Origin of the sequence: Rhodococcus sp. RCBS9, from assembly GCF_029457415.1 — a bacterium.
GTDB classification, from domain to species: Bacteria; Actinomycetota; Actinomycetes; order Mycobacteriales; family Mycobacteriaceae; genus Rhodococcus_F; species Rhodococcus_F qingshengii.
Genome location: NZ_CP120422.1, coordinates 2,688,422 through 2,711,964, shown reverse-complemented (window position 1 = coordinate 2,711,964; position 23,543 = coordinate 2,688,422). Strand labels below are relative to the sequence as shown.

Annotated in this window: 19 protein-coding genes; 11 read left to right on the top strand and 8 right to left on the bottom strand. The window is 63.6% G+C overall.

Translation table 11 applies throughout. The annotated features are described in order from the left end of the window. Nucleotides 1-20 precede the first annotated feature (20 nt). Both P0M12_RS12835 and P0M12_RS12830 read right to left on the bottom strand, forming a co-directional pair. Nucleotides 21-671, bottom strand: coding sequence for a DUF6308 family protein (locus P0M12_RS12835; protein WP_042920619.1), 651 nt, complete (start codon nucleotides 669-671; stop codon nucleotides 21-23). Continuing rightward, a complete protein-coding gene (locus P0M12_RS12830; protein ID WP_058038083.1) occupies nucleotides 664-1,254 on the bottom strand; it encodes a hypothetical protein in 591 nt (196 codons plus the stop codon). The genes P0M12_RS12835 and P0M12_RS12830 overlap by 8 nt, the downstream gene beginning before the upstream one ends. 158 nt (nucleotides 1,255-1,412) lie before the next feature. Between P0M12_RS12830 and P0M12_RS12825 the strand changes: the two genes are divergently transcribed. Further along, entirely contained in the window at nucleotides 1,413-2,180 is a 768-nt protein-coding gene (locus P0M12_RS12825; protein WP_003944195.1) for an SDR family NAD(P)-dependent oxidoreductase, read from the top strand. Nucleotides 2,181-2,235: 55 nt separating this feature from the next. Here P0M12_RS12825 and P0M12_RS12820 read toward each other — a convergent pair whose 3' ends face one another. After that, nucleotides 2,236-4,563 carry a bifunctional diguanylate cyclase/phosphodiesterase gene (locus P0M12_RS12820; protein ID WP_277377823.1) on the bottom strand — a complete coding sequence of 776 codons (2,328 nt, stop codon included), beginning with the start codon at nucleotides 4,561-4,563 and terminating at the stop codon, nucleotides 2,236-2,238. Nucleotides 4,564-4,701: 138 nt separating this feature from the next. After that, nucleotides 4,702-6,258: a TM0106 family RecB-like putative nuclease gene (locus P0M12_RS12815; RefSeq protein WP_277377917.1), complete on the bottom strand. Its 1,557-nt coding sequence runs from the start codon at nucleotides 6,256-6,258 to the stop codon at nucleotides 4,702-4,704. Between the two features lie 124 nt (nucleotides 6,259-6,382). Between P0M12_RS12815 and P0M12_RS12810 the strand changes: the two genes are divergently transcribed. The 8 genes from P0M12_RS12810 (at nucleotide 6,383) to cysC (ending at nucleotide 13,480) form a co-directional block, all read left to right on the top strand. Then, complete coding sequence (locus P0M12_RS12810) at nucleotides 6,383-7,036, top strand: DUF6474 family protein (RefSeq protein WP_003944178.1); 654 nt, start codon at nucleotides 6,383-6,385, stop codon at nucleotides 7,034-7,036. Nucleotides 7,037-7,050: 14 nt separating this feature from the next. After that, on the top strand, nucleotides 7,051-7,566 hold the full coding sequence (locus tag P0M12_RS12805) for a hypothetical protein (protein WP_003944165.1): 516 nt from the start codon (nucleotides 7,051-7,053) through the stop codon (nucleotides 7,564-7,566). A gap of 52 nt (nucleotides 7,567-7,618) precedes the next feature. Next, a complete protein-coding gene (locus P0M12_RS12800; protein WP_003944147.1) occupies nucleotides 7,619-8,293 on the top strand; it encodes a YcnI family protein in 675 nt (224 codons plus the stop codon). Continuing rightward, a complete protein-coding gene (locus P0M12_RS12795) occupies nucleotides 8,293-8,811 on the top strand; it encodes a copper resistance CopC family protein (RefSeq protein ID WP_003944137.1) in 519 nt (172 codons plus the stop codon). The genes P0M12_RS12800 and P0M12_RS12795 overlap by 1 nt, the downstream gene beginning before the upstream one ends. Before the next feature lie 4 nt (nucleotides 8,812-8,815). Next, the gene (locus P0M12_RS12790; protein ID WP_003944164.1) at nucleotides 8,816-9,757 is read left to right on the top strand and encodes a CopD family protein; all 942 of its coding nucleotides are present in this window, start codon (nucleotides 8,816-8,818) and stop codon (nucleotides 9,755-9,757) included. A gap of 122 nt (nucleotides 9,758-9,879) precedes the next feature. Beyond that, a complete protein-coding gene (locus P0M12_RS12785) occupies nucleotides 9,880-10,689 on the top strand; it encodes a Stf0 family sulfotransferase (protein ID WP_007735934.1) in 810 nt (269 codons plus the stop codon). Beyond that, nucleotides 10,686-11,600, top strand: a complete 915-nt coding sequence (cysD, locus tag P0M12_RS12780; protein ID WP_277377822.1) for a sulfate adenylyltransferase subunit CysD — start codon at nucleotides 10,686-10,688, stop codon at nucleotides 11,598-11,600. The genes P0M12_RS12785 and cysD overlap by 4 nt, the downstream gene beginning before the upstream one ends. Next, nucleotides 11,600-13,480 carry an adenylyl-sulfate kinase gene (gene cysC / locus P0M12_RS12775; RefSeq protein ID WP_277377821.1) on the top strand — a complete coding sequence of 627 codons (1,881 nt, stop codon included), beginning with the start codon at nucleotides 11,600-11,602 and terminating at the stop codon, nucleotides 13,478-13,480. Before cysD ends, cysC begins: the two co-directional genes overlap by 1 nt. On the opposite strand, the gene P0M12_RS12770 is transcribed toward cysC, so the two are convergent. Genes P0M12_RS12770 through P0M12_RS12755 form a run of 4 tightly spaced genes read right to left on the bottom strand, consistent with a single transcriptional unit; the run spans nucleotide 13,477 to nucleotide 20,456 of the window. After that, nucleotides 13,477-14,847, bottom strand: coding sequence for a sulfatase (locus P0M12_RS12770; protein WP_003944134.1), 1,371 nt, complete (start codon nucleotides 14,845-14,847; stop codon nucleotides 13,477-13,479). The two genes, cysC and P0M12_RS12770, sit on opposite strands and share 4 nt — an antisense overlap. Nucleotides 14,848-14,903: 56 nt before the next feature. Further along, nucleotides 14,904-18,101, bottom strand: a complete 3,198-nt coding sequence (locus tag P0M12_RS12765) for a carboxyl transferase domain-containing protein (RefSeq protein WP_058227364.1) — start codon at nucleotides 18,099-18,101, stop codon at nucleotides 14,904-14,906. Continuing rightward, nucleotides 18,098-19,795 carry an AMP-binding protein gene (locus P0M12_RS12760; protein ID WP_007735929.1) on the bottom strand — a complete coding sequence of 566 codons (1,698 nt, stop codon included), beginning with the start codon at nucleotides 19,793-19,795 and terminating at the stop codon, nucleotides 18,098-18,100. The genes P0M12_RS12765 and P0M12_RS12760 overlap by 4 nt, the downstream gene beginning before the upstream one ends. A gap of 25 nt (nucleotides 19,796-19,820) precedes the next feature. Further along, nucleotides 19,821-20,456, bottom strand: coding sequence for a TetR/AcrR family transcriptional regulator (locus tag P0M12_RS12755; protein WP_277377820.1), 636 nt, complete (start codon nucleotides 20,454-20,456; stop codon nucleotides 19,821-19,823). 150 nt (nucleotides 20,457-20,606) lie between these two features. Here P0M12_RS12755 and P0M12_RS12750 point away from each other — a divergent pair, with 150 nt between their 5' ends. After that, nucleotides 20,607-21,983: a M20/M25/M40 family metallo-hydrolase gene (locus P0M12_RS12750; protein WP_277377819.1), complete on the top strand. Its 1,377-nt coding sequence runs from the start codon at nucleotides 20,607-20,609 to the stop codon at nucleotides 21,981-21,983. Then, complete coding sequence (locus P0M12_RS12745; RefSeq protein WP_277377818.1) at nucleotides 21,980-23,542, top strand: TRAP transporter large permease subunit; 1,563 nt, start codon at nucleotides 21,980-21,982, stop codon at nucleotides 23,540-23,542. The genes P0M12_RS12750 and P0M12_RS12745 overlap by 4 nt, the downstream gene beginning before the upstream one ends. Nucleotide 23,543 lies beyond the last annotated feature (1 nt).

Genomic DNA, 23,543 nt, shown 5'->3' with positions numbered 1-23,543 from the left:
CCCACCCACCGACAAGAAAACTAGAGTGCCGGTTTGTATCCCTTACCCTGCATCCACGCCAGCACGTCCAACACCCTGATGACCGGAACGGATTCGTCGAGACCTGCTCGTGCACGTAGATCGAGGAGTCGACTCTGCAACTCGTCTTCCCGCATGGCTACGCGAACGGGTTCCAGGTGGGCCGACTTCGTTCCCAACTCCCGCCCGACGACGTCGTCGTAGATCGGGAAGAGTCGCGGACGCTTGCGCGCGATCAGTTTGGACGCCATGGTTCGCCCGACGCCGTGAATCTCTCGAAGCGCCGTCTCCAACCGCCACACCGGGGATTCCGGAGTGAAGGGATCGGGTTCGTTCGACAGATCGCGATCCGGGCCCACGTCCGCCAGGAGTCGGTTCAGTTCGGCATTGTTCTCCCCGAGCAGGAAGAAGGCTCCTTGCGCCGGAACCTGAACCGACAGAAGCGTCACCGCAACAAGATCTTCCGCGGTGAAGATGTTCGCATCACGATCGCGATTGCCACTGGGATCCCAGGAATCCCACAACGCACCGGTTCGGAGATAACCGGTCTTTCGGAGCGGCCTCGTGAAATATTCCTGCAGCACGTCGACCGCGCCGTCATCGTCCCCGTCTCGCAGCACACGCGGGAGTCGGATGGGCAACTGATCAACCATGGTCGAGCGACCTTTCCAGTACATATTTGGCGAACCCGGCGTTGTGATACTGCCGAAATGGGCCCTTGCCCTTGGCAACAAGATGCTCCGCGAGCGGACGAACCGTCGTCACGTCGACGGGCAGCTGGGCGAACTGTTCCAACGCATCCGAGTCCTCGAGACTGCAGTCGATCACGGTCCCGTCGCCGTCGGCGGACGCCAACTCGGTGCGTCTGATGGCGACCAGATCGTGCTTGGCATCGAGTTCTTCGATGCTGCAGCCGGTTCGCGATTCCAGTGCCGAACTGGATACGTACACGGACATGACGTGCTCGATCGCCTTACCGCCGACCAGATGGCACTCGACGCTCAGAATCTCCATCGGACCGATATTGAGCGTGAACAAGCGATGGCGCTCCGCGGATCGGTTGGTCGACGGCAGGCAACTGATCGTCCACTGTTCGATCTCGACGGCGGCCGGAGCGTCGAACGCGTAGGAGAGAACCTCGGCAATCAGTTCGGCAAGATCTTCGAAGAGAGGGTCGCGCTGCAACCGCTCGAAATTCTCGACAGAAGCGGCGGGACGCACAGGCGCCTTGCTCACGCAGGTCCCCTCTCGTCCGGTGCTTTGCTCTCAGACCTCGCGTCCAAGGTACCCAGCCCTACGCGGGTCTCGCGCGTTCGCCCTCACATACACCCTCGCGTTATGGTTCTCGACACGTACCACCGCCTTACCGATCGCTAACTCGAGGAGCACACGAAGTGGAAATCAAGGGAACCGCAGCACTGGTCACCGGAGCGGCATCAGGCCTCGGCGCCGCAACAGCCAAGCGCCTCGCCGACGCCGGCGCTACCGTCTTCGGCCTGGATCTGCCCGCGTCGATCGAGCGCGCAGGCGACAACGTCCCCGCCGGCGTCACCCTCATCCCCACCGACGTGACCAGCGGCGAAGAGGTCGAAGCAGCGATCAACCAGATCGTCGAGTCGGGCTCCCCGCTGCGCATCGTCGTCAACTGTGCCGGTGTCGGTTGGGCCGGACGCATCCTGTCCAAGAAGGGTCCGCACGACCTCGAGCTGTTCCGCACGGTCATCACCGTCAACCTGCTCGGCACCTTCAACGTCATGCGCCTGGCCGCCGACGCCATCGCCAAGACCGAGGCCGTCGACGAGTCGGGCCAGCGCGGCGTCGTCATCAACACCGCTTCCGTTGCTGCCTTCGAAGGCCAGATCGGCCAGATCGCGTACTCCGCCTCCAAGGGCGGCGTGCACGGCATGACGGTTCCGGCTGCCCGTGACCTTGCGCAGTTCGGCATCCGCGTCAACACGATCGCTCCCGGCATCATCGACACCCCGATGCTCGCAGGCGTCACCGACGAGTACCGCAAGGGCCTCGAGGCCGGCGTTCCGTTCCCGTCCCGCCTGGGCCAGCCGTCCGAGTACGCGCAGCTCGCGCAGATGATCGTCGAGCACGACTACCTCAACGGCGAGACCATCCGCATGGACGGCGCACTGCGCATGGCGCCGCGCTAACCTCCCTGCTGTGCGCCTTTATTAACCGCCCGCGGTTAATAAAGGCGCACAGTTGTCAGAACGAATGAAAATACCCACCGTTGGAGTGGGCAGTTGCGCTGAGGTACTCGGCCACTTCCTTCGCCGGCATCGGTCGGCTGATGTAGTAACCCTGAACCAATTCGCAACCGGCGGTAAGCAAGAGCCTCAGCTGGTCGGCCGTCTCCACGCCTTCCGCCAATGACTGCATACCGAGCGCCTTCGCCACCTCGACCACCGAAGTGACAACTGCCGAATCACCCTCGCTCAGTTCGGTGATGAACGACCGGTCGATCTTGAGGATGTCCAACGGCAGTTTCTTCAGACTCTCGAAAGACGAATAGCCGGTTCCGAAGTCGTCCAGGGCAATCGCAATTCCGGTGGCACGCAGGCGATCCAACTCGGCGACGGCAAGCTCCTCCACTGCTCCCGTCTCCGTGATTTCCAGCTGAAGCCGTTTGCCGGACAGACCGCTTGCCTCCAGCGCATCGTTCACGGCCGATCCAAAGCCGGACGACATCAGTTGCACCGGAGAGACGTTCACCGTCACGTACGTGTCGTCGGGCCACGTCGCGGCTTCGGCGCACGCCATGTTCAGTACCTGAAGCCCCAGAGGGACTATCAAGCCGGTCTCCTCCGCGACATCGATGAAAATGTGCGGTGCAAGCACGCCCCGCACCGGGTGATTCCAGCGAAGCAGTGCCTCGAAACCCTCGACGCGGCCGGTGTCCGCACGAACCTGCGGTTGGTAGTACAGCTCGAACTGCCGAGACTCGATCGCAAGCCCAAGTTCTTGCAGGGCCGATGCTCGCTCCCTGGCCCGCGCCCGCAGCACCGGTGAGTATCTTCCTACCCGGTTCTTGCCGGCGGATTTTGCCGCATACAGCGCCAGGTCGGCGGACATGACAAGCGTGTCCGCATCTTCGGAATCTGCGGGTGCGCCGGCATAGCCGATCGATGCACGAACCTCGATGCGATTCCCCCGCACGTAAAACGGCTCACGCAATGCATCCAGATAGCGAGCGAACACCTCTCCGCCGTCCCCTGTTCCCCGCAAGACGACGCCGAATTCGTCACCACCGATTCGCGCACACATGGCGCCGTCGACCACCCGATTGAGCCGTACAGCAACGGAAATCAACAATTTGTCACCGACAGGGTGCCCTAACGTGTCGTTCACCGACTTGAAATTGTCCAGGTCGAGGATTCCGACAAGGACTTCCTCGCCGGTTCGGACGGTGCCGAGCGCGTCGGACAGCTCCGAGCCGAACGTCCGGCGATTCGGGAGCCCGGTCAGTCCGTCGGTTGCAGCAAGCCACAGAATTCGCCGCTCGTAGTTGTACTTCTCGGTGATGTCCGAGCCCACGCCTCGCCAACCCACGAACTCCGTGGCCTCGGATAGCCTGGGATGACCCGACAGAGACCACCATCGGTCGACGCCGTCGACACGAACGGGAATGACGACCTCTCGAAACGGCATGAGGCGGTCGAGGTGATCTCCGATGACCTGGACCGCGGCTCGGCCACTCTTCGTCGAACCCACGTCGAGCCGATCCAACAATCCGCGCAGCGACAGGGTTTGCAGGTCGGAGACGGGAACTCCCGAGATCTGCGACAGCCGAGCGGAGGTGTGCGACAACGTCCCGGTGGTGTCGACTTCCCACAGCCAGTCGCGTGACCCACCCTCGAAATCGTCGAGAAGCAAACTGACCGTCTGGCGCTCGGCAGCAGCCTCGAACTCGGCGAGACAACGACTTCGGAACGACGCCCAGAGGTACACGACGCCGATAATCAGTGTCACCGAGTAAACGACCAACTGGAACGAGAGGACAGCATATTCCGTAGTTCTCTTGGGCAGGATAACGACGAGCAATCCGATGCTGTGCACCAGAATCCACGCTACCGCTATCGACCGAACCGTCGACAACGCTACGGCGCCGGCGCCCATGACTCCGGCGAATGTCGCTAGAAGCACAAGCTTTCGCGAGTTGTCCGTCACGGGAAGCATCGCGGCGGCGAGAACGACAAGCAGAAGCCCAAGCAGGATCACCTCGAGCATGAGCGCCCAGTAGTCGTACCTCGTCGTATGTTTGGGCGTGTACCGGCCCTTCAGGACGACTCGCGGTATCCAGACGCGCACCGAATTGAGGACGACCAAGAAGGCCGCAGAACCCCAGATCACCCGAAACTCGTTGTGACCGGGGGGTATGACATACACAAGCAAAGCGCACACGCTGAGTACATTGACCATGTTGGCCAGTGGCGCGACCGTCGTCACCTGCAGTATCTGGCGTGCGAAGAGGTCGCGCCGCTCGACGTCAGACAGTTCGGCGTCGCTCGCACTCGAAGTCAGCCTGCTCAGCATGCAACACCCTCCATCGTGGAGCCGACCAGATGAAGGTAGCGCGGATGCGGGTTCCGGACACACGATGACGAGAAACTACGAGTTGAAACATACTGTTCAATAGGATGTTTCAGACAATCGCGACAGAACGGATCAGCGCTACAACTCGGAAGCCAGCGGAATTTCCTTCTCCGCGCGGTCCGTCATCCACTCACGGAGGACCTTGGTGGCAATGACGTCGTCCTCGTTGTACTGCAGGATGCGTGTCCGCTGCGTCTCGTCCGGCTCACCGTCGTAGCCGACCGCCTCGCGGTACCACGCCATCGACGCTTCACCCCCGGCCTCGGCGTCACGCCAGTTGAAGCCGGCGACGGGAGCAATCTTCTTGAGCCCCTTGCCGTTCGGGCAGATGAACTGATCACTCACTGCTTGATAAATGTCGACCCACTGCGGACTGTCGATGAACTCGCGGATCTCGTCCTTACTCGGAATCCCGGGTTCACCGGCAAACCTGCGCGCCGAGTCCAACAACCACTTGTCCTCGGCTGAACGCGAATAACAGTATGCGGCAAAGGTTTTACCCGAAGCAGCGGCCGCGGCACGCTCCGCCATCAGCCAGCCCCAGAACTCTGCGAACGACCGCGCCTCGTCACGCGTCGGCAGCGGATCCCACGTCGCAAATCCTCGATACATCGAGAAGCCGCCGACATTGAGCAACGTCCCCCACAGGTACGCGCCGTGCTCCTGATAGCTCTCCATGTCGACGTCGATCTCGATGTCCGCCCGAGTCACCGAGATCTTCTCGAACCGCCGCACCAACGGAGCATCTGCCAACCACGCCTTGGCGATCACGACTGCGTCGTCGAAATTTCCGTGCGGCCAATCCTCGAGCGGCTCACCGTCCCAGGCGGCCAGCTGATCGATCGTGTTGCAGCCGACGTCGCGCAGAAGCTCGGCCCGCGATCCGACAGCCACCAGGCTGACGTCGCGGTTGCGAACCAATTCCCGCTTGCATTCGGTCCACCACGGGCACGACTTGCACTCGCTCACCTGTGACGGAGACGTCAGCACCTCACCGCGGGCCACAGCGATACGGTCGGCGAAACGCTTGTCGTAATCGTCGAGAATCGCGCTGAGGTCGTGGACGAGGATGCAGTCTCCGTTGTATCCGATCGCGCCTGCCGTCAGCGACGGGCTCGCCAGCCCACGACGCTCGAGCATCCGATAGACCTGCGCGACGCGCATCTGATCGCGGACCTGACTGCGGACCTTGCGTTTGGGATCGGCCGCGGGCTCCCATTCGAAGAGCCCCGAGGTGATCGCGCCCTGGCCGGGATCGGTCACCTTGTGATTGACGACAATGACGGGGATGTACCCGCCACCCTCGTCGTCACGGATGAGCATTTCGCAGCGACCCTTGCGTCCGGTGTCGCGCTCGACCGGCAAGACCGCGCCCCAGATCCGGTCCGCGCCGGCCTCACAGGCAGCCAAGGTGTCGCGAGCCTGAGCCGACGCCGATTGGTCGGGGTTGATCTTCACCCAACGCTCGGGAGCAGCACCGATCACGAGTTCGGCGATCTCCGCGCGCTTCGCGATCGCGGCATCCTGGCGCTGCTTGACGCCGGTGTCGACGGGTTCCGAAGCCGATTTCCCGGGAAACAACCCGTCCAGACGCACCCGATGACGGCATCGGGTCAACGCCCCCGAATCGATGATCGGGAGCTGGGGCGCGGGGTTGTTAACGGAACACACGATGACGAAGATTATGTGCTCCCCTAGGCTGAAGCCGAAGCGCAGGTACCTGGCAACACACAAACACCTGGAAACGGGGTCCTTTTCGATGGGGTTGTTCAAGAAGCGAAAGTCTCGTGCCACCCGCAAGGCGGAGGCAAAGGCTCTCAAGCACAAGGCTGAGGTCGAGGCGAAGCTCAACGCCAAGAGCCAGCGTAAGCGCGACAAGGTCGAGACCAAGTCGCTCAAGAAGCTGGAGAAAGCCGAGATCGAGTCACAGCACAAGATCGAAAAGGCGCAGATCGCGACCCTGAAGGCGCAGGAGAAGGCCGCTGCGAATCAGGGCCTGACCGTCGCCAAGGTGCGTAAGTACCTGGGAGTGGCACGTCTGCTTGCCCCCGTTCTCCTGCCGATCGCTTACCGCGCAGCCACGGCGGTGCGCGCCCAGCTCGACACCACGCGTGCACAGAAGATGGGCATCGCCGTCGACCAGCTCGGTGACTACACCGGTCACGGCGCGAAGTTGAGCGCTCGTATCGCCGGCGCCGAGAGCTCGGTCACCGAGATCCTCAGCCGCAAGCCCGACGACGCGGAGACGCAGCGTTTCGCCGCCGCCATCCGTGAGCGCCTCGGCGACCTCAGCACGGCAGTTCGCGCTGCCGAGCAGATGCCGCAGGCTCGCCGTAAAGCAGCTCACCAGGCGATTTCTTCCGAACTCGACGGCGTCGAAGCAGATCTGCTCGCACGTCTCGGCGTGCGCTAGACCTGAGGACGCCAGTGAGAGCAGCCGAGCAGACCGCGACCCTCCGGGGGACAGCTGTCGGTTCCGCTTCGGCTGCTCTCGCTGTCGCCGCGCACGGGATCGGCGGAGGCGAGCTGCCACAGTCGTCGTCGCTGACCCTGTTGCTCGCCGTCTGCGCAACCGTCGGCGCCGTGACGGCCACCCTTCCCGCCCTCTCTCGGGGGCCCGCTGCCTTGATCGTTGCTCTGGGTCTGGGTCAGCTCGCCGCGCACACCACCATGACGCTCTCCGAGCACGCTCATTCGCCCGCTCCGGGATTGGTGATGCTCGGTGCTCACGCCGGTGCCACCGTCGCTTGTGCGGTGGCGGTCCTGGCCGCCGAGCGCCTCTACCGAGTTGTCACCCACGCTCTCCACGTCGTCCTGGCGTCTCTGGCTCCCGCCGCTGTCACTTCCCGCGGCCACACCGTCTCGACCGGAATCCATCACGGACCTGTCGACGCTCTACTTCGCGCCAGCATCTCGCGGCGCGGTCCTCCTGCCCTGGTCTGAAGATTCGTAGAACGCCCCACCCCTTCACCAGACCAAGAGGACACTTCCCGACATGAAGAACACCCTGATTTCGCGCGCGGTTGTCACGACCGTCGCTACCGGCAGCGCCGTGCTGCTGGCCGCCGGAATTGCTTCAGCACACGTCAGCGTCGTCGCACCAGGAGCTGCGCAGGGCGGATACTCCGTTCTCACGTTCCGCGTGCCCACCGAATCCGACACCGCTTCGACCACCAAGCTGACGGTGGCGCTCCCCGACCTCAAGTCGGCACGCACCGAACCGATGCCCGGCTGGACCGCCGTCGTGGAGAAGGACCCCACCTCGTTGGTCGCCAAGTCCGTGACGTGGACCGCCGACCCCGGCGTCGGAATCGCCCCCGGCCAGTTCCAGCAGTTCGTCCTTTCTGCCGGCCCGCTGCCGGAGCAGGACGAGGTCGAGTTCAAGGCCGTCCAGACGTACAGCGACGGCAACGTCGTCAACTGGGATCAGGAAGAGCTTGCCGACGGCAGCGAGCCGGACAAGCCCGCCCCGACGCTGACTCTCGCCGCGTCCACCGGCGATGCCCACGGAGCCCCCTCTGCCGATAACACTGCCGAGACGTCCGCCGCATCCGAAGCCTCTGACTCTTCGTCGGACAACACCGCCCGCTGGCTCGGCGGCGTCGGCCTGGTGCTCGGCGCGTTGGGCGCTGCACTCGGCCTCGGCGCACTGGTCAGGAGCAAGCGCTGATGAGTACCCGGATCAAGGTCATCGCCGTCGGCATGCTCGCGATGCTGGCCACGATGCTCGGAATGGGCACGGCCAGTGCACACTCCGCGGTGGTCGGCTCCAACCCGGAAAACGGTGCGTCCATTCAGGTTGCGCCTGACACGGTTTCGGTCACGTTCAACGAGGCTCTGCAGGCACAGTTCGCGGCGCTGACGGTCACCGGCCCGGACGGCAACCTCTGGACCAAGAGCGATCCGTCCGTCGAAGGACCCACTGTCAGTGCAGACCTCGGCGATCTCGGGCCGACCGGCGTCTACACCATCGCGTACCGCGTCACCTCCGCTGACGGTCACCCCGTCAACGGAACCCTGACGTTCACCCTCACCGAGGCGGGGTCGGGCACTCCCGGCGCTGCCGCCGCGTCGAGTACGGGTGAGTCGGAGTCCGGCAGCATGCCGGTGTGGATCTTCATCGTCGCCGGCGTCGTCGTGTTCGGCGGTGCGCTGTTCTTCGTGCTCCGTAAGCCGAAGTCGAGCTGATCGCGTGACGGGTACGGCAAACAGGTGGTGGTTGCTGTTTGCCGTACCCACAGCTCTGCTGGGAGTCCTGATCGCCTGGGGCCTCGCCAGCCCGTCGGGACCCGAATCGTCGAGCACGGTCCGCGTTCTCGCGATCGGATGTGGTTCGTTGACGCTCGGCATCGCGACGCTCGCCTGGATGGGCCGCAGTGAACGCCGCCCGGCGACAACCCCCGCCGTCATGTGGACTCAGCTCACCGCGGTGGCAGCAGTGTGGCTCGTCGCCGAGATCACGCTCCTCGTGCTCAATGCCGCAGCGGCCGACGGCGCCCCGGTCACCTCGCTGACCATCGGGCACTTCGGCGCATTCGTCTCCGAGGTCAACGTCGGCCGCGTCGGCGTCGCGATCATCGCGTGCGCGTTTGCCGTCGTCTGTTACGGCATCTACGGATTCACCAATCCCGAGACGGTGCCCGTCGCACCGGCATTGGTCGTCTCCGCGTTGGCGCTCGCTGCCCGCCCGATCACCGGGCACATGGCGCAGCAGAGCTTCGGATCGATCCTCGACGCCGTTCACGTCCTCGCTGCGGCCTTGTGGTTCGGCGTGCTCGCCGCACTCGCGCTTGCCGTACCGTCGCGCGGTGCCTGGGCGATCTGGTTGCCCAAGTACTCCGCTCTCGCCTGGCGATGCGTCCTCGCGCTGGTCGTCACCGGTATCGTCAACGCCGTCGTGCGACTCGACTCACTCTCCGCCTTCTACGACACCGCATACGGTCGGGTGATCCTCGCCAAGATCGTGGCGATCGGACTGCTCGTCGCCCTGGGATGGTGGTGGCGCCGGACATGGGTGGTCGCGAGCGCTGCACACCGCATGAGTTCGGACGGATCCCTGCGTCGCGCCATCGGTGAAGTTGTCTTCATGGCCATCGCATTCGGGCTTGCCGCGGCCCTTGCGACAACTGCGTAAGACGTGCCTCAGCGCGACATTTCGTGACCCGCACATTTAACGTTTCACGTCGAGATTTAACCTCTGCGTGAGTTTATTTTCCCAGCTTGCGGCGGTTTCCGGCCCCCCTTAGCGTTGCTCGCATGACGGAGGCCCAACGCTCGTTTCTCGTCTGCGCTTCGCAGCGCAGCGGCAGTACTTTGCTGGTCGAATCCCTGCGAGCAACCGGGGTCGCGGGTGAGCCGGAAGAGTTCTTCCAGTACCTCCCCGAGACCTCGCGATCGCCGCAACCGAGGCAGTGGTTCGAAGACGTCACGGACGAGTCCGTCCTGGGTCTGCTCGCCCCGTTCCACCCGGGCACGCCGGACACTCGCACCTCCGAACAGTGGCGCACACAACTTCTCGAACTCGGCCGAACCCCCAACGGAGTCTGGGGTGGCAAGCTGATGTGGAACCAGACGCCGCTCCTACTCGATCGCGCGGCCGGATTGCCCTGGCGCAGTGGGACGGACCTACGTTCCGCACTCCACGACACCCTCGATCACGACCTGCAGTTCATCCACGTCTATCGAGAAGATGTCGTCGCTCAAGCTGTGTCGATGTGGCGCGCCGTGCAGACACAGGTTTGGCGCGACGACGCGACTCCACCGAATCTCTCGGACGGTGCGCAGTACAACGCAGTCGGAATCGCGCACCTGGTGACGATTCTCGGCGAGCAGGAACGCCAATGGAAGCGCTGGTTCGAGGAAGAGGACATCTCTCCCATCGAAGTCGGGTTCCGCGATCTCACCGAAGACCCGCAGTCCGTGGTCGCAAAAACCCTCATCTCCCTCGGCCTCGACGGACAACTGGCCCCGCCACCCCCGCTGCGTCGTCAGAGCGACGGACGATCCCGCGAATGGGTGCAGCGTTATCGCATCGACGCCGAACAGAACGGATATCCCGTCACATGAGCACCGTCACCGATGTCGTCGACGAACTCCGAGTTCTCGAATCCGAAGCGGTTCACATCATTCGAGAGGTGGTGGCAGAACTCGAGAGACCGGTACTGCTCTTCTCGGCCGGCAAGGACTCGATAGTCCTGCTTCGTCTGGCCGAGAAGGCGTTTCGGCCCTCCCCACTCCCTTTCGCGGTCCTGCACGTCGACACCGGTCACAATTTCGAGGAGGTCATCGAATTTCGCGACCGCCGAATCAAGGAGGGCGGGCACACACTTCTGGTTGCTTCCGTTCAGGATTCGATCGACCAGGGTCGAGTGCAGGAGTCGACCGAGACCAGCGGATCGCGAAACCGCCTGCAGACCAGAACCCTGCTCGACGCTCTCGAAGCTGGAAGGTTCGACGCCGCGTTCGGCGGCGCCCGCCGGGACGAGGAACGTGCGCGCGCCAAGGAAAGAGTCCTGAGCTTCCGTGACGAGTTCGGCCAGTGGGACCCGCGAGCGCAACGGGCCGAACCGTGGTCGCTCTACAACGGTCGGATCAGACGCGGCGAGTCCGTTCGTGTCTTCCCGCTGAGCAACTGGACCGAACTCGACATCTGGCGCTACATAGCCCAGGAGGAACTGGAACTGCCGCCCATCTATTTCGCGCACCAGCGGAGGGTATTCGAGCGCGACGGGATGCTCCTCGCTGCTTCCGAATTCAGCACCGACGCCGAGAACGCCGCGGCAACGACCGAGTGGGTGCGATATCGAACCGTCGGCGATCTGACCATCACCGGCGCCGTTCGATCGCACGCCACCACTATCGACGACGTCGTCACCGAAATCTCGGCCGCGACGGTTTCCGAACGAGGCGAGACTCGCGCAGACGACCGAACGTCGGTCGCCGCGATGGAAGACCGAAAGCGTGAGGGCTACTTCTGATGACGACCACCATCACTCGCCAACTCCTGCGACTGGCCACGGCGGGTAGCGTCGACGACGGCAAGAGCACGCTGATCGGCCGACTGTTGCATGACACCGACAGTCTGCCAACCGATCACCTCGATTCCGTGACCGACGAGCACGGTGTCGCCGACCTGGCTGCACTCTCCGACGGACTACGTGCCGAGCGTGAACAGGGCATCACGATCGACGTCGCGTACCGATTCTTCTCCACCCCGACAAGAAGTTACGTACTCGCCGACACCCCGGGGCACGAACGCTACACGCGCAACATGTTCACCGGAGCATCCAACGCTCACGTAGCGGTCCTGCTGGTCGACGCGAGGACCGGCGTGCTGCGTCAGACCCGTCGGCACGCCAGAATCGCCGCACTGCTCGGTGTTCCGAACCTTGTAGCCGTGGTGAACAAGATCGATCTGGTGGACTTCGACGAAGCGAGATTCGCTCAGGTGCAGGAAGAATTGCGGGCCTTGGCACGGCAAGTCGGACGCGAGAACGTACTCGCCATACCGGTCTCCGCGAAAGCCGGCGACAATGTCGTGACGCGGTCCGAGAACACCGCGTGGTACGAGGGGCCGACGCTCCTCGAGTACCTCGAAGGCGTCGAACTCCATGCGCCCGCGACGCACATCGAGGAGCTTCGGCTTCCCGTGCAATGGGTTTCGCGCCCCGATCCGCAGAATCGTCGCCGGTACACCGGCCGGATCTCGGCAGGCACACTGAGCGTCGGAGACGAGGTAGTGGTCCTGCCGTCCGGATCGAAGAGCACCGTGATCAGTCTGGACACTCTCGACGACAACCGCAGTACTGCCGTTGCACCACTGTCGGTTTCGGTGGAACTGGCCGACGACATCGACGTCGGACGTGGCGACGTTCTGGTCAGTGGCGGTGCGCAGGCTCATTTGCCGGTTCTGGCCCGAGAACTCGAAGCCACCATCTGCTGGTTGTCCAACACACCGTTGCGCGCGGGCGATCGGATAGCGCTCAAACACACGTCCCGGACCGTGCGAGCGACCGTCCAAGAACTGCACACCCGTCTCGATCCTGAAACGCTCGACGAGCAGGACAGCCCAGTCGAATTGGGACTCAACGACATCGGAACGGTCACGCTCCGAACCAGTTCCGTGGTGGTCGCCGACACCTACGACCACAATCGGGACTCTGGCGCCTTCATCCTGATCGACGAGCAGAGCAACGACACCGTCGGCGCCGGCACCATTCTCGAACCACGCGTCGTCGTTCCCGGCGAGCAGACCCGCAACGACATCAAGTGGCATCCGTCCTCACTCGAACGTCAACGGCGATGGGCGTCTACCACCCAGAGGGGCGCGACGATCTGGTTGACCGGCCTACCTGCATCCGGAAAATCTACCGTCGCAGTCGCTGTCGAACGTGCGCTCGTCGACGCGGGACGCACCGCGTATCTGCTGGACGGTGACAACGTCCGCCACGGTATCTCCGACGATCTCGGGTTCTCGCCGGGAGACCGAGCCGAGAACATCCGACGCGTCGGGCATCTCACTCGACTGTTCGCCGACGCCGGCGTGGTGGCGATCGCGTCGATGGTCTCGCCACTACGTTCGGATCGAGCAATTGCGCGCGCGCTCAACGAAGCTGCCGGGCTCACCTTCCTCGAAATTGCCGTCACCACCCCCGTCGAAGAATGCGAACGCCGTGATCCCAAGGGCCTGTACGCACGTGCGCGGGCGGGTGAACTGAAGGGGCTCACCGGAATCGACGCGCCTTACGAGACGCCGGAGGACCCGGACCTGGCATTCGACACAACCGGCGCTGACATCAACGAGCTGGTCGAGCGGGTCATCGCATTGTTGGAAGAGCGCGAAGCCGCAAGGCCCTAGGGATTTTCGGTGTCCGACTCGAGGTAACCGCGGTCCGCACTGTAGGCGGACCGCACGTTGGGTCGGACACCGATCTTCTCGAGGTACGCCGCCATGCGGTGCACCGCCATCGCGCTTCCCAATGCCTCGTCCGGGAGACGATCGTCGGTTTCGGCGCGCCACGTGTGAAGCTGCGAGGACAATTCCGCCTGTATTGCCGAGACTTCCGGTCGATCGATCAGATTGATCTTCTCGTCCGGGTCGGCACGGAGGTCGTACAGCTCCCGGGGTGCGCGTACCGCAAGATGCTCGGTGCCGAGCGCTTTTCCGGAAAGACTGTCCTCGATGTCGAGCGGTAGATCCAGAGCCGGGCGGACGGCGTAGTTCTCGATGTAGCTGTAGTCCTTGGTGCGCACCGCACGAATGGGATCGAAGCTGTCGTGAAAGGTCTTCTCCGTGAACAGGGAAGTACGAACGGGTTCGGACGGTTCAGTTCCGCGGTCGACGAGGGCATCGGCGTGCGAGCGCCCTTCCACCTCGGTGGGGACATCGATACCGAGGAGATCGAGAATGGTCGGAACAAGGTCCACACCGCTGAACAGTGTCTCGTATTCCTTTCCGCCACTGCGATACCGCGCGGGAGGCCGAGCGATCAAGGCAATACCGGTACCCGGGGCGTAGAGCGTCGACTTGGCACGCGGGAACGCCGCGCCGTGATCAGTGAGGAAGAAGACCCAGGTGTTCTCGTCGAGCCCCTCTTCCTCGAGGGTCGCGAGCAGTTCCCCCACCGCGGCGTCGGCCACCTCTACGCTGCCGTGGAATTCGGCCAGATCCTCGCGCACCTGTGGCACGTCCGGAAGATATCCGGGGACCTCCAGGGCTGCGGTGTCCGCCGGGGTATAGCGATCGGCGGGGTACGGGCGATGCGTTTCGAAGAATCCCGTGGTGAGCAGGAACGGCTCGGGCGGGAAGCGTCGTAGCCAGTTCTGGGCACGCGGAACCACGTAGTCGCAGAACGAGTTGGTGACGTCGTACTCGTGGTAGCCCAGTCGCTTCGGATACGCAGTCTCGTGCTGCATGCCGAAGAGCGAGGTGTACCAACCGTTGTCGGAGAGGATCTGCGGGAGCGTCTGCACCTCAGCGTGGTACTCCCAGCCGTGGTGCGCCAACCCGATCAGACCGTTGTTGTGTGGATACCTGCCCGAGAAGAGCGATCCGCGCGAAGGCGAGCACAGCGGCGCCGTCGCGTGTGCGTCGGTGAACCGGATGCCTTCTGCCGCCAGCCGGTCGAGATGGGGGCTGTTGACCCCGGCGACACCGTAACTCGCGAGGTGCCGCCCCAGGTCGTGCCAATGAATGATCAGGACGTTATCTCGCGCAGCCGACACGTGGGCAAGGCTAGTTGCCCCGCCCACGTGCGGCAACAGCTCGAATCAGCAGGATCTCAACTGTTTCTGCAGAGTTGTCTGATCCATCCGCGGGTATCGGCCGGATCGATGACGTCGTCCAGTTCGAACGTGGTCGCCGCCATCAGCGCCTTGCCCTGTGCGTAGGCCAGTTCCACGAACTGACCGAACAGCGTTTCCCGAGCCACCGGATCTTCGACGGACTCGAGTTCCTTGCGGAAACCGAGACGCACAGCACCTTCCAGACCCATCGGCCCGATCTCGCCCGTCGGCCACGCGACCGTGAACTCGGGGGCGTGGAAGGAACCACCGGCCATTGCCATGGCGCCCAACCCGTAACCCTTGCGCAGGATGATCGTTCCGAACGGCACGGTGAGGCGAGCACCGGCAACGAAGAACCTGCCGAACCTTCGAACCGTCGCCTCCTCCTCCGAATCCGGGCCCACCATGAATCCCGGTGTGTCGCACAGCGTCACCAGAGGGATGCGGTGCGCTTCGAGCAGTTCCAGGAAATCCGAAGCCTTGTCCGAGGCTTCCGCGTCGATCGCGCCGCCGAGATGCTCGCTGCTGTTCGCCAGCACACCGTACGGAACTCCTTCGACACGAACGAGTGCGGTTACTACACCGCGTCCGTAGTCTCGACGCAGTTCCAGGACGCTGTCGACGTCCGCGATTGCGTCGATCGCTCCACGAACGTCGTACGAGCGCAGGCGATTCTCCGGCACCACATGCCGCGAGAGCCGCGGATCCGGAGCGGTCCACTCTCCGCTCGCACCCTGGAAGTAGCCGAGGTACTGCTTGGCCAGCGCCACCGCATGAGCGTCGTCGTCAGCGACCAGGTGTACGACGCCGTTGCGGCGCTGCACGTCGATGGGGCCGATGTCCTCGGGGCGAAAGTTTCCGAGCCCGCCGCCCTCGACCATGGCAGGACCACCCATCCCGATGTTGGCGTCCGGTGTCGCGATCAGGACGTCGCACGCGCCGGCCAGGGCCGCGTTGCCTGCGAAACAGCGCCCGGACACGACGGCGACCATGGGCACCCGCCCGCTCAGCGCCGCCATGGCGCGGAAGGTTCCCAGCTCGAGGCCCGCCCCGGCGCCGGCGTCGGTGTCACCGGGGCGACCGCCGCCACCTTCCGCGAACAGCACCACCGGAACTCGCTTGCGATCGGCGATCTCGAGCAGGCGGTCGGTCTTGGCGTGATTGCGCATGCCCTGGGTACCGGCGAGCACCGAGTAGTCGTACGAGATCACGACGCTCTCGCCGCCGCTGATGGTCGCCACTCCGCCGATCAACCCGTCGGCAGGAGTGTTGGCGATCAGGTCTTCCTCGCTTCGCCGACTCCGCTGCGCTGCCAACGCGAGAGCGCCGTACTCGACCAGGCTGTCGTCGTCGACCAGGTCGTAGACGTTCTCGCGAGCAGTCCGGCGTCCCAGCTTGTGACGCTTCGCCACGGCTGCGGGCCGGGCCGGGTCCAGGGTCACCTCGTGGCGAGCGATGATCTCCGCGAGATCGGGACGCACGTCGTCGAGGTCCACCTCGTCGACCTCGGCGAGCTTCGATCCCGCGCTTGCACTACGGACGACGAGCAACGGTTCGCCCGCACCCACCGACCTCCCCGGTGACGACAGGACCCGGACCACTTCGAGATCACCGGGCGCCGAGAGAACATGCTGCATCTTCATCGCCTCGAGGACGGCAACCTGGCCACCCGCATGGACGCCGTCACCGACTGCGGCAAGTTCGACGACGATTCCCGCCATCTGTGCACGGACCACGTCCTCGTCCGGCGCGATGTCAACACTCGCGGAGGGTGTTTGTGGGTCCGCTTCGGGAACGAGGTCCGCCAATCGAGAACCCAACCAGTCGACGTCGACCAGGCCGTCGCGGAAGTCCTTGTCCGACAGTATTGCCTGCAGGAATTCGAGGTTGGTCGCCACGCCGTCGATGGTGAACTCATTCAGAGCAGCAATCGACTTGCGCACCGCGGCAGGGAAATCCGATCGACGCGTGTGGGTGATCACCTTTGCCAAGAGCGAATCGTAACGCGCACTCGGCGAGAGTCCGACCGTACCGAAGGTGTCCACTCGCACGCCGGGCCCGCCCGGAGGAGTGAAGTTGTCGAGCGTGCCCGACGAGGGCAACGCATTGCCGTCCGGCGTCATGGTTTCCATGTTGACGCGGGTCTGGATCGCGATTCCCGAAGCGTTTGCCACGGATCCGACTGTCTCCGAGCCCTTCTCGACAGCGATGATCCCTGTTGGCAAGTCCAAGTTCTCGAACGGAACTCCGTCCGCGATCGCGAGCTGCACGGAGACGAGGTCGACTCCGGTGACCTCCTCGGTCACCGTGTGCTCCACCTGAATTCGGGGATTGACCTCGAGGAAGACGAAGCCGCGTTCCTCGACGAGGAACTCGACCGTCGCGATGCCGCGGTAGCCGACCTCGGCGCACAGCCTCGCCGCCGCAGCGTGAAGACGATCGCGCAGGGCCCCCGACAGCCCCTGCGCGGGCGCAACCTCGATCAACTTCTGATGGCGACGTTGGACGCTGCAATCGCGGTCACCCAGAGCGAGCGCGTGGGTTCCACCTTGCCCCGGTGCCGCCACGATCTGCACTTCGATGTGCCGAGCGTGCTCACTGAGTACCTCGGCGAACAGTGCCGAACTGCCGAATCCCGACTGGGCTTCGGCCGCACACACACGGTACGCGTCGTCGAGTGCTTTCGGGTCACGCACCGCGCGCATGCCGCGGCCACCGCCGCCGCTGAGCGCCTTGATCATGATCCCGCGGGAATTGCGCTCGAAGAATTCACGCACCTCGTCGAGGTCGGCGTTCGCCGATGTCGACGGCAGGACCGGCACTCCTGAGTCGACAGCCGCGGTGCGGGCACTGGCCTTGTCGCCGAAAGTCCGGAGAACCTGGGCGTCCGGGCCGACGAAGACGATGCCCGCCTCGGTACACGCCTGCGCGAATTCGGCGTTCTCACTGAGGAACCCGTAACCCGGGTGCACGTGCGTGGCGCCTGTTTCGGCCGCGATCTTCAGCAGTGCGCTCTGATCCAGGTACGCGGATGCGCCCGACGCTCCGAGCGGCACCGACTCCGTGGCCGCCGCGACGTGCGGACTGGACGCGTCGTCCTCGGCGTACACCGACACCGTCTCGATCCCGAGTTCACGGGCAGTTCGAATGATCCGCAGCGCAATTTCGCCGCGGTTCGCAATCAGCAGTCTCACTTGTCCCCCTGAGTGCGCTCGAACAGATCGCCCTTGCGCACCTTTCCTGTCGCTGTCATCGGAAGCGCCTCGAGCACTTCCACTTCGGGCACCTTGTACGTGGCCATGTTCTCCTTCGCCCACGAGACGATCTCGTCGGCCGCAGTGTCGGAACCCTCGACCAGTTGGACAAACGCAAAAGCCACCTGCCCCTTGTCCGGGTCCGGTTTCGGCACCACCGCAGCCTTTTCGATCGCCGGGTGCAGCATGAGCAGCGCTTCCACCTCGGAGGGAAAGACACTCATGCCGTTGGTCTTGATCATTTCCTTGTTCCGCGCCAAATAGTGCAAACCGCCACGCTCACTGAACTTTCCGACGTCACCGGTCTGCAGCCAGCCGTCACGGATGGCGTCGGCGGTGGCCGCCTCGTTGCGGTAGTACGCGGAAAGGATGGACGGGCTGCGCACGATGATCTGCCCGTGCTCGCCGACGGGAACCGGCCTGCCGTCGTGATCGACGATCAGAACGTCGGTGCCGGGCACCGGAATTCCGCAGAACACCGGCTCGCTTTTCAGGTCGTAGTCGCCGTCCTGGAAGCCGAGGGTGATCGTGTCCGCGGTGTGGGTTTCGGTCATGCCGTAGCTCGCTTCGCGCAGAACGCCGCCGGTAGCCTCGCGCCACCGCTGGCGCGTGGCCGGATCGAGTTTGAGAACGAACGAAACTGCCATGACGTTCTGGAGTGTCGAGAGATTTCGCTCCGCGAATCCTGGCGTGTCCATCAGTTCGACGTAATTGTCGACAGTTCCGACCAGCGAGGTCACGCCGTAAGCCTCGACAGCGTCGAGCGTGGTCTCCGCATCCCAACGATTCAGCAGGACCACGGTTCCGCCGTTGACGAGCGGAACCAGGATGCCGAAGTCCTCACCTGCGATCCAGAAGATCGGCAAGAACACCAGGGACACCGGCGGATTGGCACCCACCTGGTCACCGCCCGCAAGCGTCGCGGTGGCCGCGGTGTAAACCATGTGGCGCTGAGTGTGCTCACAGCCCTTGGGCATTCCCGTCGTTCCGCCCGTGTAGTTCAGGGCGGCGAGGGAATCGAGTTCGGTGGCGACAGGAGTCGCCCGCTCACTGGTGATGATCGACTGCCAGTCGCTCAGGCGCGGATCGTCGACCTCGAAGGGCAGTTCGACGGTCGGGATCGCCGTCAGCATGTCCGACACTGCAGTCTTCGCGACGTGTTCGAGTGGAGTCTGTGAGCGAACCTTCTTCACCAACTTCGAGAAGGTGTTCTGCGTCAGTAGGACCTTGACGCCGGCATCGTTGAGTTCGTGAATCAATTCATGTTCACGGAAGAGTGGATTGATCGGCACGTGAACCGCACCGACCTTGAGAATGCCGAGCATCGCGATATGGAACTGAGGGCAATTGACCAGGTGAACGCCGACGCGATCGCCGCGTTCGACTCCGAGTGACAGCAGCCATCCGGCAAAACGATCCGAAAGCTCGTCGTATTCGGAATACGTGATGACCCGACCGTAGAAGACGATGGCAGGAGTATCCGGCCGCTCGATCGCCCAATGCCGCAAGTAATCGACAAGTCCCCCACCTTCGAGCGGATACTCGACGGCGCGGGGAATGCCGGCGGGCCAATGCGCTTGTTGCAGCGCAGAGATCTCCGCCAGAGCCGCTTCGAGCACGTCTTGTTCTGCCACCGATCACTCCATTCGTAAAAGAAATCTATTTCGACTCTTCCAACCCGATCAACCGCTCGGACATCGTCGTCATATCTGCAATGAACTGGTTCTGCTCTTCGACACTCGCCTTACTCAGTCGTGCTCCACCGGCCATCTGTGCGTCCGAGATCATCTGAACGAGCACCGGGGGCGAAACACAGGGATCTACGTCGTGAACCCGTCGAATCCGTTCGACAAACCGGACGTAGCGGCTCACGAGCTTTTCGCGAACCGCCGACCAACTGCGCTCGACCTCGGAATCCACCCGCGCCCGATGCTCGATCACCGCGAGCAGGTCACCGTAGGTGTACACGGCCGTGATGAACGCCGACGTGGTCGTTCGGAGAACTTCGCGTAGATCCTCGGCCGCCGGGCCCTCCATGTGCTGAGCGTCGAGGAAGCGTCGGCACATCATCTCGGCGACGGCGCGGAAGACCTCGTCCTTCGACGAGAAGTACGCGTAGAAGGTCGCCCGGGACACATCAGCCCTGGTCGTGATCGTCTCGACGGTCACGGCGTCGTATCCGAGTTCGCCGAAGCAGAGGGCAGCGGTGTCGAGCAGTCCGGCACGGCGTGGACCGTCCCCGAGCTTGCGGGCTGTCCGCGCTCGCTCCTGCGTTTCGCTGGTGGTCACCGTCACAGTGTGTGTTGACGTTGACGTCAATGTCAAGAATCGCAGCCCCGACGACCGACTTCGGCCTTTTGTTCGGGTTGCCCTTTCACAGCCCATATATCGGGTGTAAGACTCTGCCTCTAATGCTTTTCGCCTTTTCCAGAAGGAGTCAGTTCCGTGCCGGAAGAATCCGCGTCACCCTCCTATTCCACGATCAAGGAAACAGTTGCAGCTTTGATGCCGACTCTGGAGTCGGAACTAGTCGAACTTGTTCGCATCCCGTCGATAGCGACCGAGGGTTTCCCCAGCGAACCCCTCTTCGAGGCTCACGATCTGATCGTTTCTCTACTGGAAAAATCCGGAGTCACGAAGATAGAGAAACTCGAAATAACAGGTAAAACCGCGCCCGTCATCATTGCGACAGTGCCCGGCCCCGCCGGATCCCCGACGGTATTGATGTATTCGCATTACGACGTCGTTCCCGCCGACGACGTCGAACTCTGGGATTCTCCGCCTTTCGAACCGAGCAAGCGTGACGGCGCGATTTACGGCCGCGGTACGGCAGATTCGAAGGCAAATGTCATCGGCATGATCGGTGCACTTCGAGTCTTCGACGGAAAGCCGCCGGTGACGGTCAAGCTCGTCATCGAGGGCCAGGAAGAATTCGGCAGCCCCTTCGACAACTATCCGCCGGAAGCCCCTGAATTATTTGCGGCCGACGCAATGGTCATCGCCGACGTCGGCAGCGTTCGCCCCGGATCACCGACCCTGACCGTCGCACTGCGCGGATCCGCCCAGGTGATCGTCGAACTCACCACTCTCGGCGCCGACAAGCACAACGGCCTCTACGGCGGCGCCGCACCGGACGCCCGCCTCGCGCTCATCCGCGCACTGGCGTCGCTGCACGACGACAACGGTGACGTGGCGGTCGACGGCCTCATGCGCGAACCGTGGACCGGCAGTTCATACACCGAGGACGAGTTCCGCACCCTCGCCGAGATCCAAGACGGGCTTCCGCTGCTCGGAACCGGCGGCATCGGCGAACGCATCTGGTCGGGCCCGGCCATCACCGTGACGGGCATCGACGCTCCCCCTGTGGACGGTGCGGTCAACGCCGTCGCAAGCACTGCCCGCGCCGTGATCAATCTGCGCGTACACCCGCGCCAACCTGCCATCGAGGCGCAGGCTGCTCTGGTCCGGCACCTGGAAGCCCTGCGCCCCTTCGGTTTACAACTGACTGTCACCGCGGGAGAAACCGGCGACGGGTTTGCGGCAGCCGAAGGTGGACCGGCCTTCGACGCGGCATTGTCTGCATTATCGCAGTCGTGGGGTGAGCCGGCCGGGCTGATGGCAGGCGGCGGCTCGATCCCCCTCGTGATGGCCTTGGATACAGCAGTGCCCACCGCCGAGAAGCTGTTGTTCGGCGCCACCGACGGTTACGCGAACATCCACGGCCCCAACGAACGCGTCCTGCTCGACGAGCTCGAGAAGGCCGTCGTCGCCAAAGCACTGTTCTTCCAGGAGTACGCACACACCTTCGAGGGGAAGAAATGAGCACCGAGACCGATACGGGATCCGCGCAAACGCCCGCCAAGAAGAAGTTCGAGTTCCCCGGCGCGGTCACGATGCTCGCGATCGTCACCGTCCTGGTATGGATTGCGGCACTGTTCATTCCGGCCGGACGCTTCGGCGTCGACGTGGACGGCTCACCCGTTCCCGGCAGCTTCGAAACCGTCACGTCTCCGCTGTCGTTCTGGGAACGAATCCAGCAACTGATCCTCTCCCCCGTCAACGGCCTCTACGGCGTCCAGGATTCGATCACCGGGTTCGTCGACACCGACAACATCGGACGGCTCTTCGGTTCCGTCGGCGTAGTCCTCTTCATCATGGCGCTCGGTGCGTTCATCTCGGTCAGCTTTGCCACCCGCAGTCTCGAAACCGCTGTCTCCCAACTCGCTACCAAGCTCAGTGACAAGGGCTGGTTGCTCATCACCGTCATCATGGTGCTGTTCTCGCTGCTCGGTTCGACGATGGGCTTCTCGGTCGAGACGTTCGGCTTCTACGCCCTGCTCATCCCGCTGATGACGGCACTGGGTTACGACCGCATGGTCGCGGCCACCATGATCATCCTCGGCGCTCTGGTCGGAAACATGGCGTCGACCGTCAATCCGTTCTCGATCGGCGTCGCCTCCGGTGAGGCAGGCGTCTCCATCGGTGACGGCATCGTGCTGCGCGTGATCCTGTGGATCGTATTGACCGCTGTGGCAGTGGTATTCGTTCTCCGCTACGCCGCAAAGGTGAAGAAGGATCCGTCCAAGTCGCTTGTCGGCTTCGACATCGCGGACGACGAAGACGAAGAGCCGGCCGAGCCGGCCGACATCGACGGCAAGCTCACCGGAACTCAGAAGCTGGTACTGCTCATCACCGGACTCACCTTCGGACTGATGATCTTCTCCGTCATCCCGTGGTCGAGCATCTTCGGCGCCACCACCGGTCCGGCCGAGTACGACGCGTACCACGTCACGGCAACCGAGCCCTACTGGTTCGAGTTGAACTGGTGGTTCCCGCAATTGGCGATGCTGTTCATCCTCGCCGCCGTTCTCGTCGGCATAGTCGCGAAGATGGGTGAGAAGAAAATCGTCTCCCTGATCACGCGTGGAGCCGGCGACATGGTCGGACCGGCGATCGTCATCCTGCTCGCTCGCGGCGTCTCGGTGATCATGACCAACACCGAAACCCTCGACACCATCCTCAACGCGATGGAGCAATTGGTCAGCGGCGCTTCGGCGGGGGTCTTCGCGATCCTGGTGATGCTCGTCAACATCCCGCTGGCGTTCCTGATCCCGTCCAGTTCCGGTCACGCCACCCTGGCGATGCCGCTGCTCGCGCCGCTGGGCGACTTTGCCGGAGTCAGCCGAGCACTCGTCATCACCGCCTTCCAGATGGGCCACGGCCTGATGCTGATGGTTGCCCCGACCAACGTCGTCGTTGTCGGCGGGTTGGCCATGGCGAAGGTCGGCTACGACAAGTTCCTGCGCTTCGTCTGGCCACTGCTACTGATCAACTTCGTGATCGTTGTCGTGGTGATCGGCGCGGCAGCGGTATTCGAGTAGT

Excerpts from the sequence above, each read along its gene's own strand:
- P0M12_RS12835 (WP_042920619.1), bottom strand. The coding sequence starts at position 671 with ATGGTTGATCAGTTGCCCATCCGACTCCCGCGTGTGCTGCGAGACGGG.
- P0M12_RS12820 (WP_277377823.1), bottom strand. The coding sequence starts at position 4,563 with ATGCTGAGCAGGCTGACTTCGAGTGCGAGCGACGCCGAACTGTCTGAC.
- P0M12_RS12810 (WP_003944178.1), top strand. The coding sequence starts at position 6,383 with ATGGGGTTGTTCAAGAAGCGAAAGTCTCGTGCCACCCGCAAGGCGGAG.
- P0M12_RS12800 (WP_003944147.1), top strand. The coding sequence starts at position 7,619 with ATGAAGAACACCCTGATTTCGCGCGCGGTTGTCACGACCGTCGCTACC.
- P0M12_RS12795 (WP_003944137.1), top strand. The coding sequence starts at position 8,293 with ATGAGTACCCGGATCAAGGTCATCGCCGTCGGCATGCTCGCGATGCTG.
- P0M12_RS12785 (WP_007735934.1), top strand. The coding sequence starts at position 9,880 with ATGACGGAGGCCCAACGCTCGTTTCTCGTCTGCGCTTCGCAGCGCAGC.
- cysD (WP_277377822.1), top strand. The coding sequence starts at position 10,686 with ATGAGCACCGTCACCGATGTCGTCGACGAACTCCGAGTTCTCGAATCC.
- cysC (WP_277377821.1), top strand. The coding sequence starts at position 11,600 with ATGACGACCACCATCACTCGCCAACTCCTGCGACTGGCCACGGCGGGT.
- P0M12_RS12745 (WP_277377818.1), top strand. The coding sequence starts at position 21,980 with ATGAGCACCGAGACCGATACGGGATCCGCGCAAACGCCCGCCAAGAAG.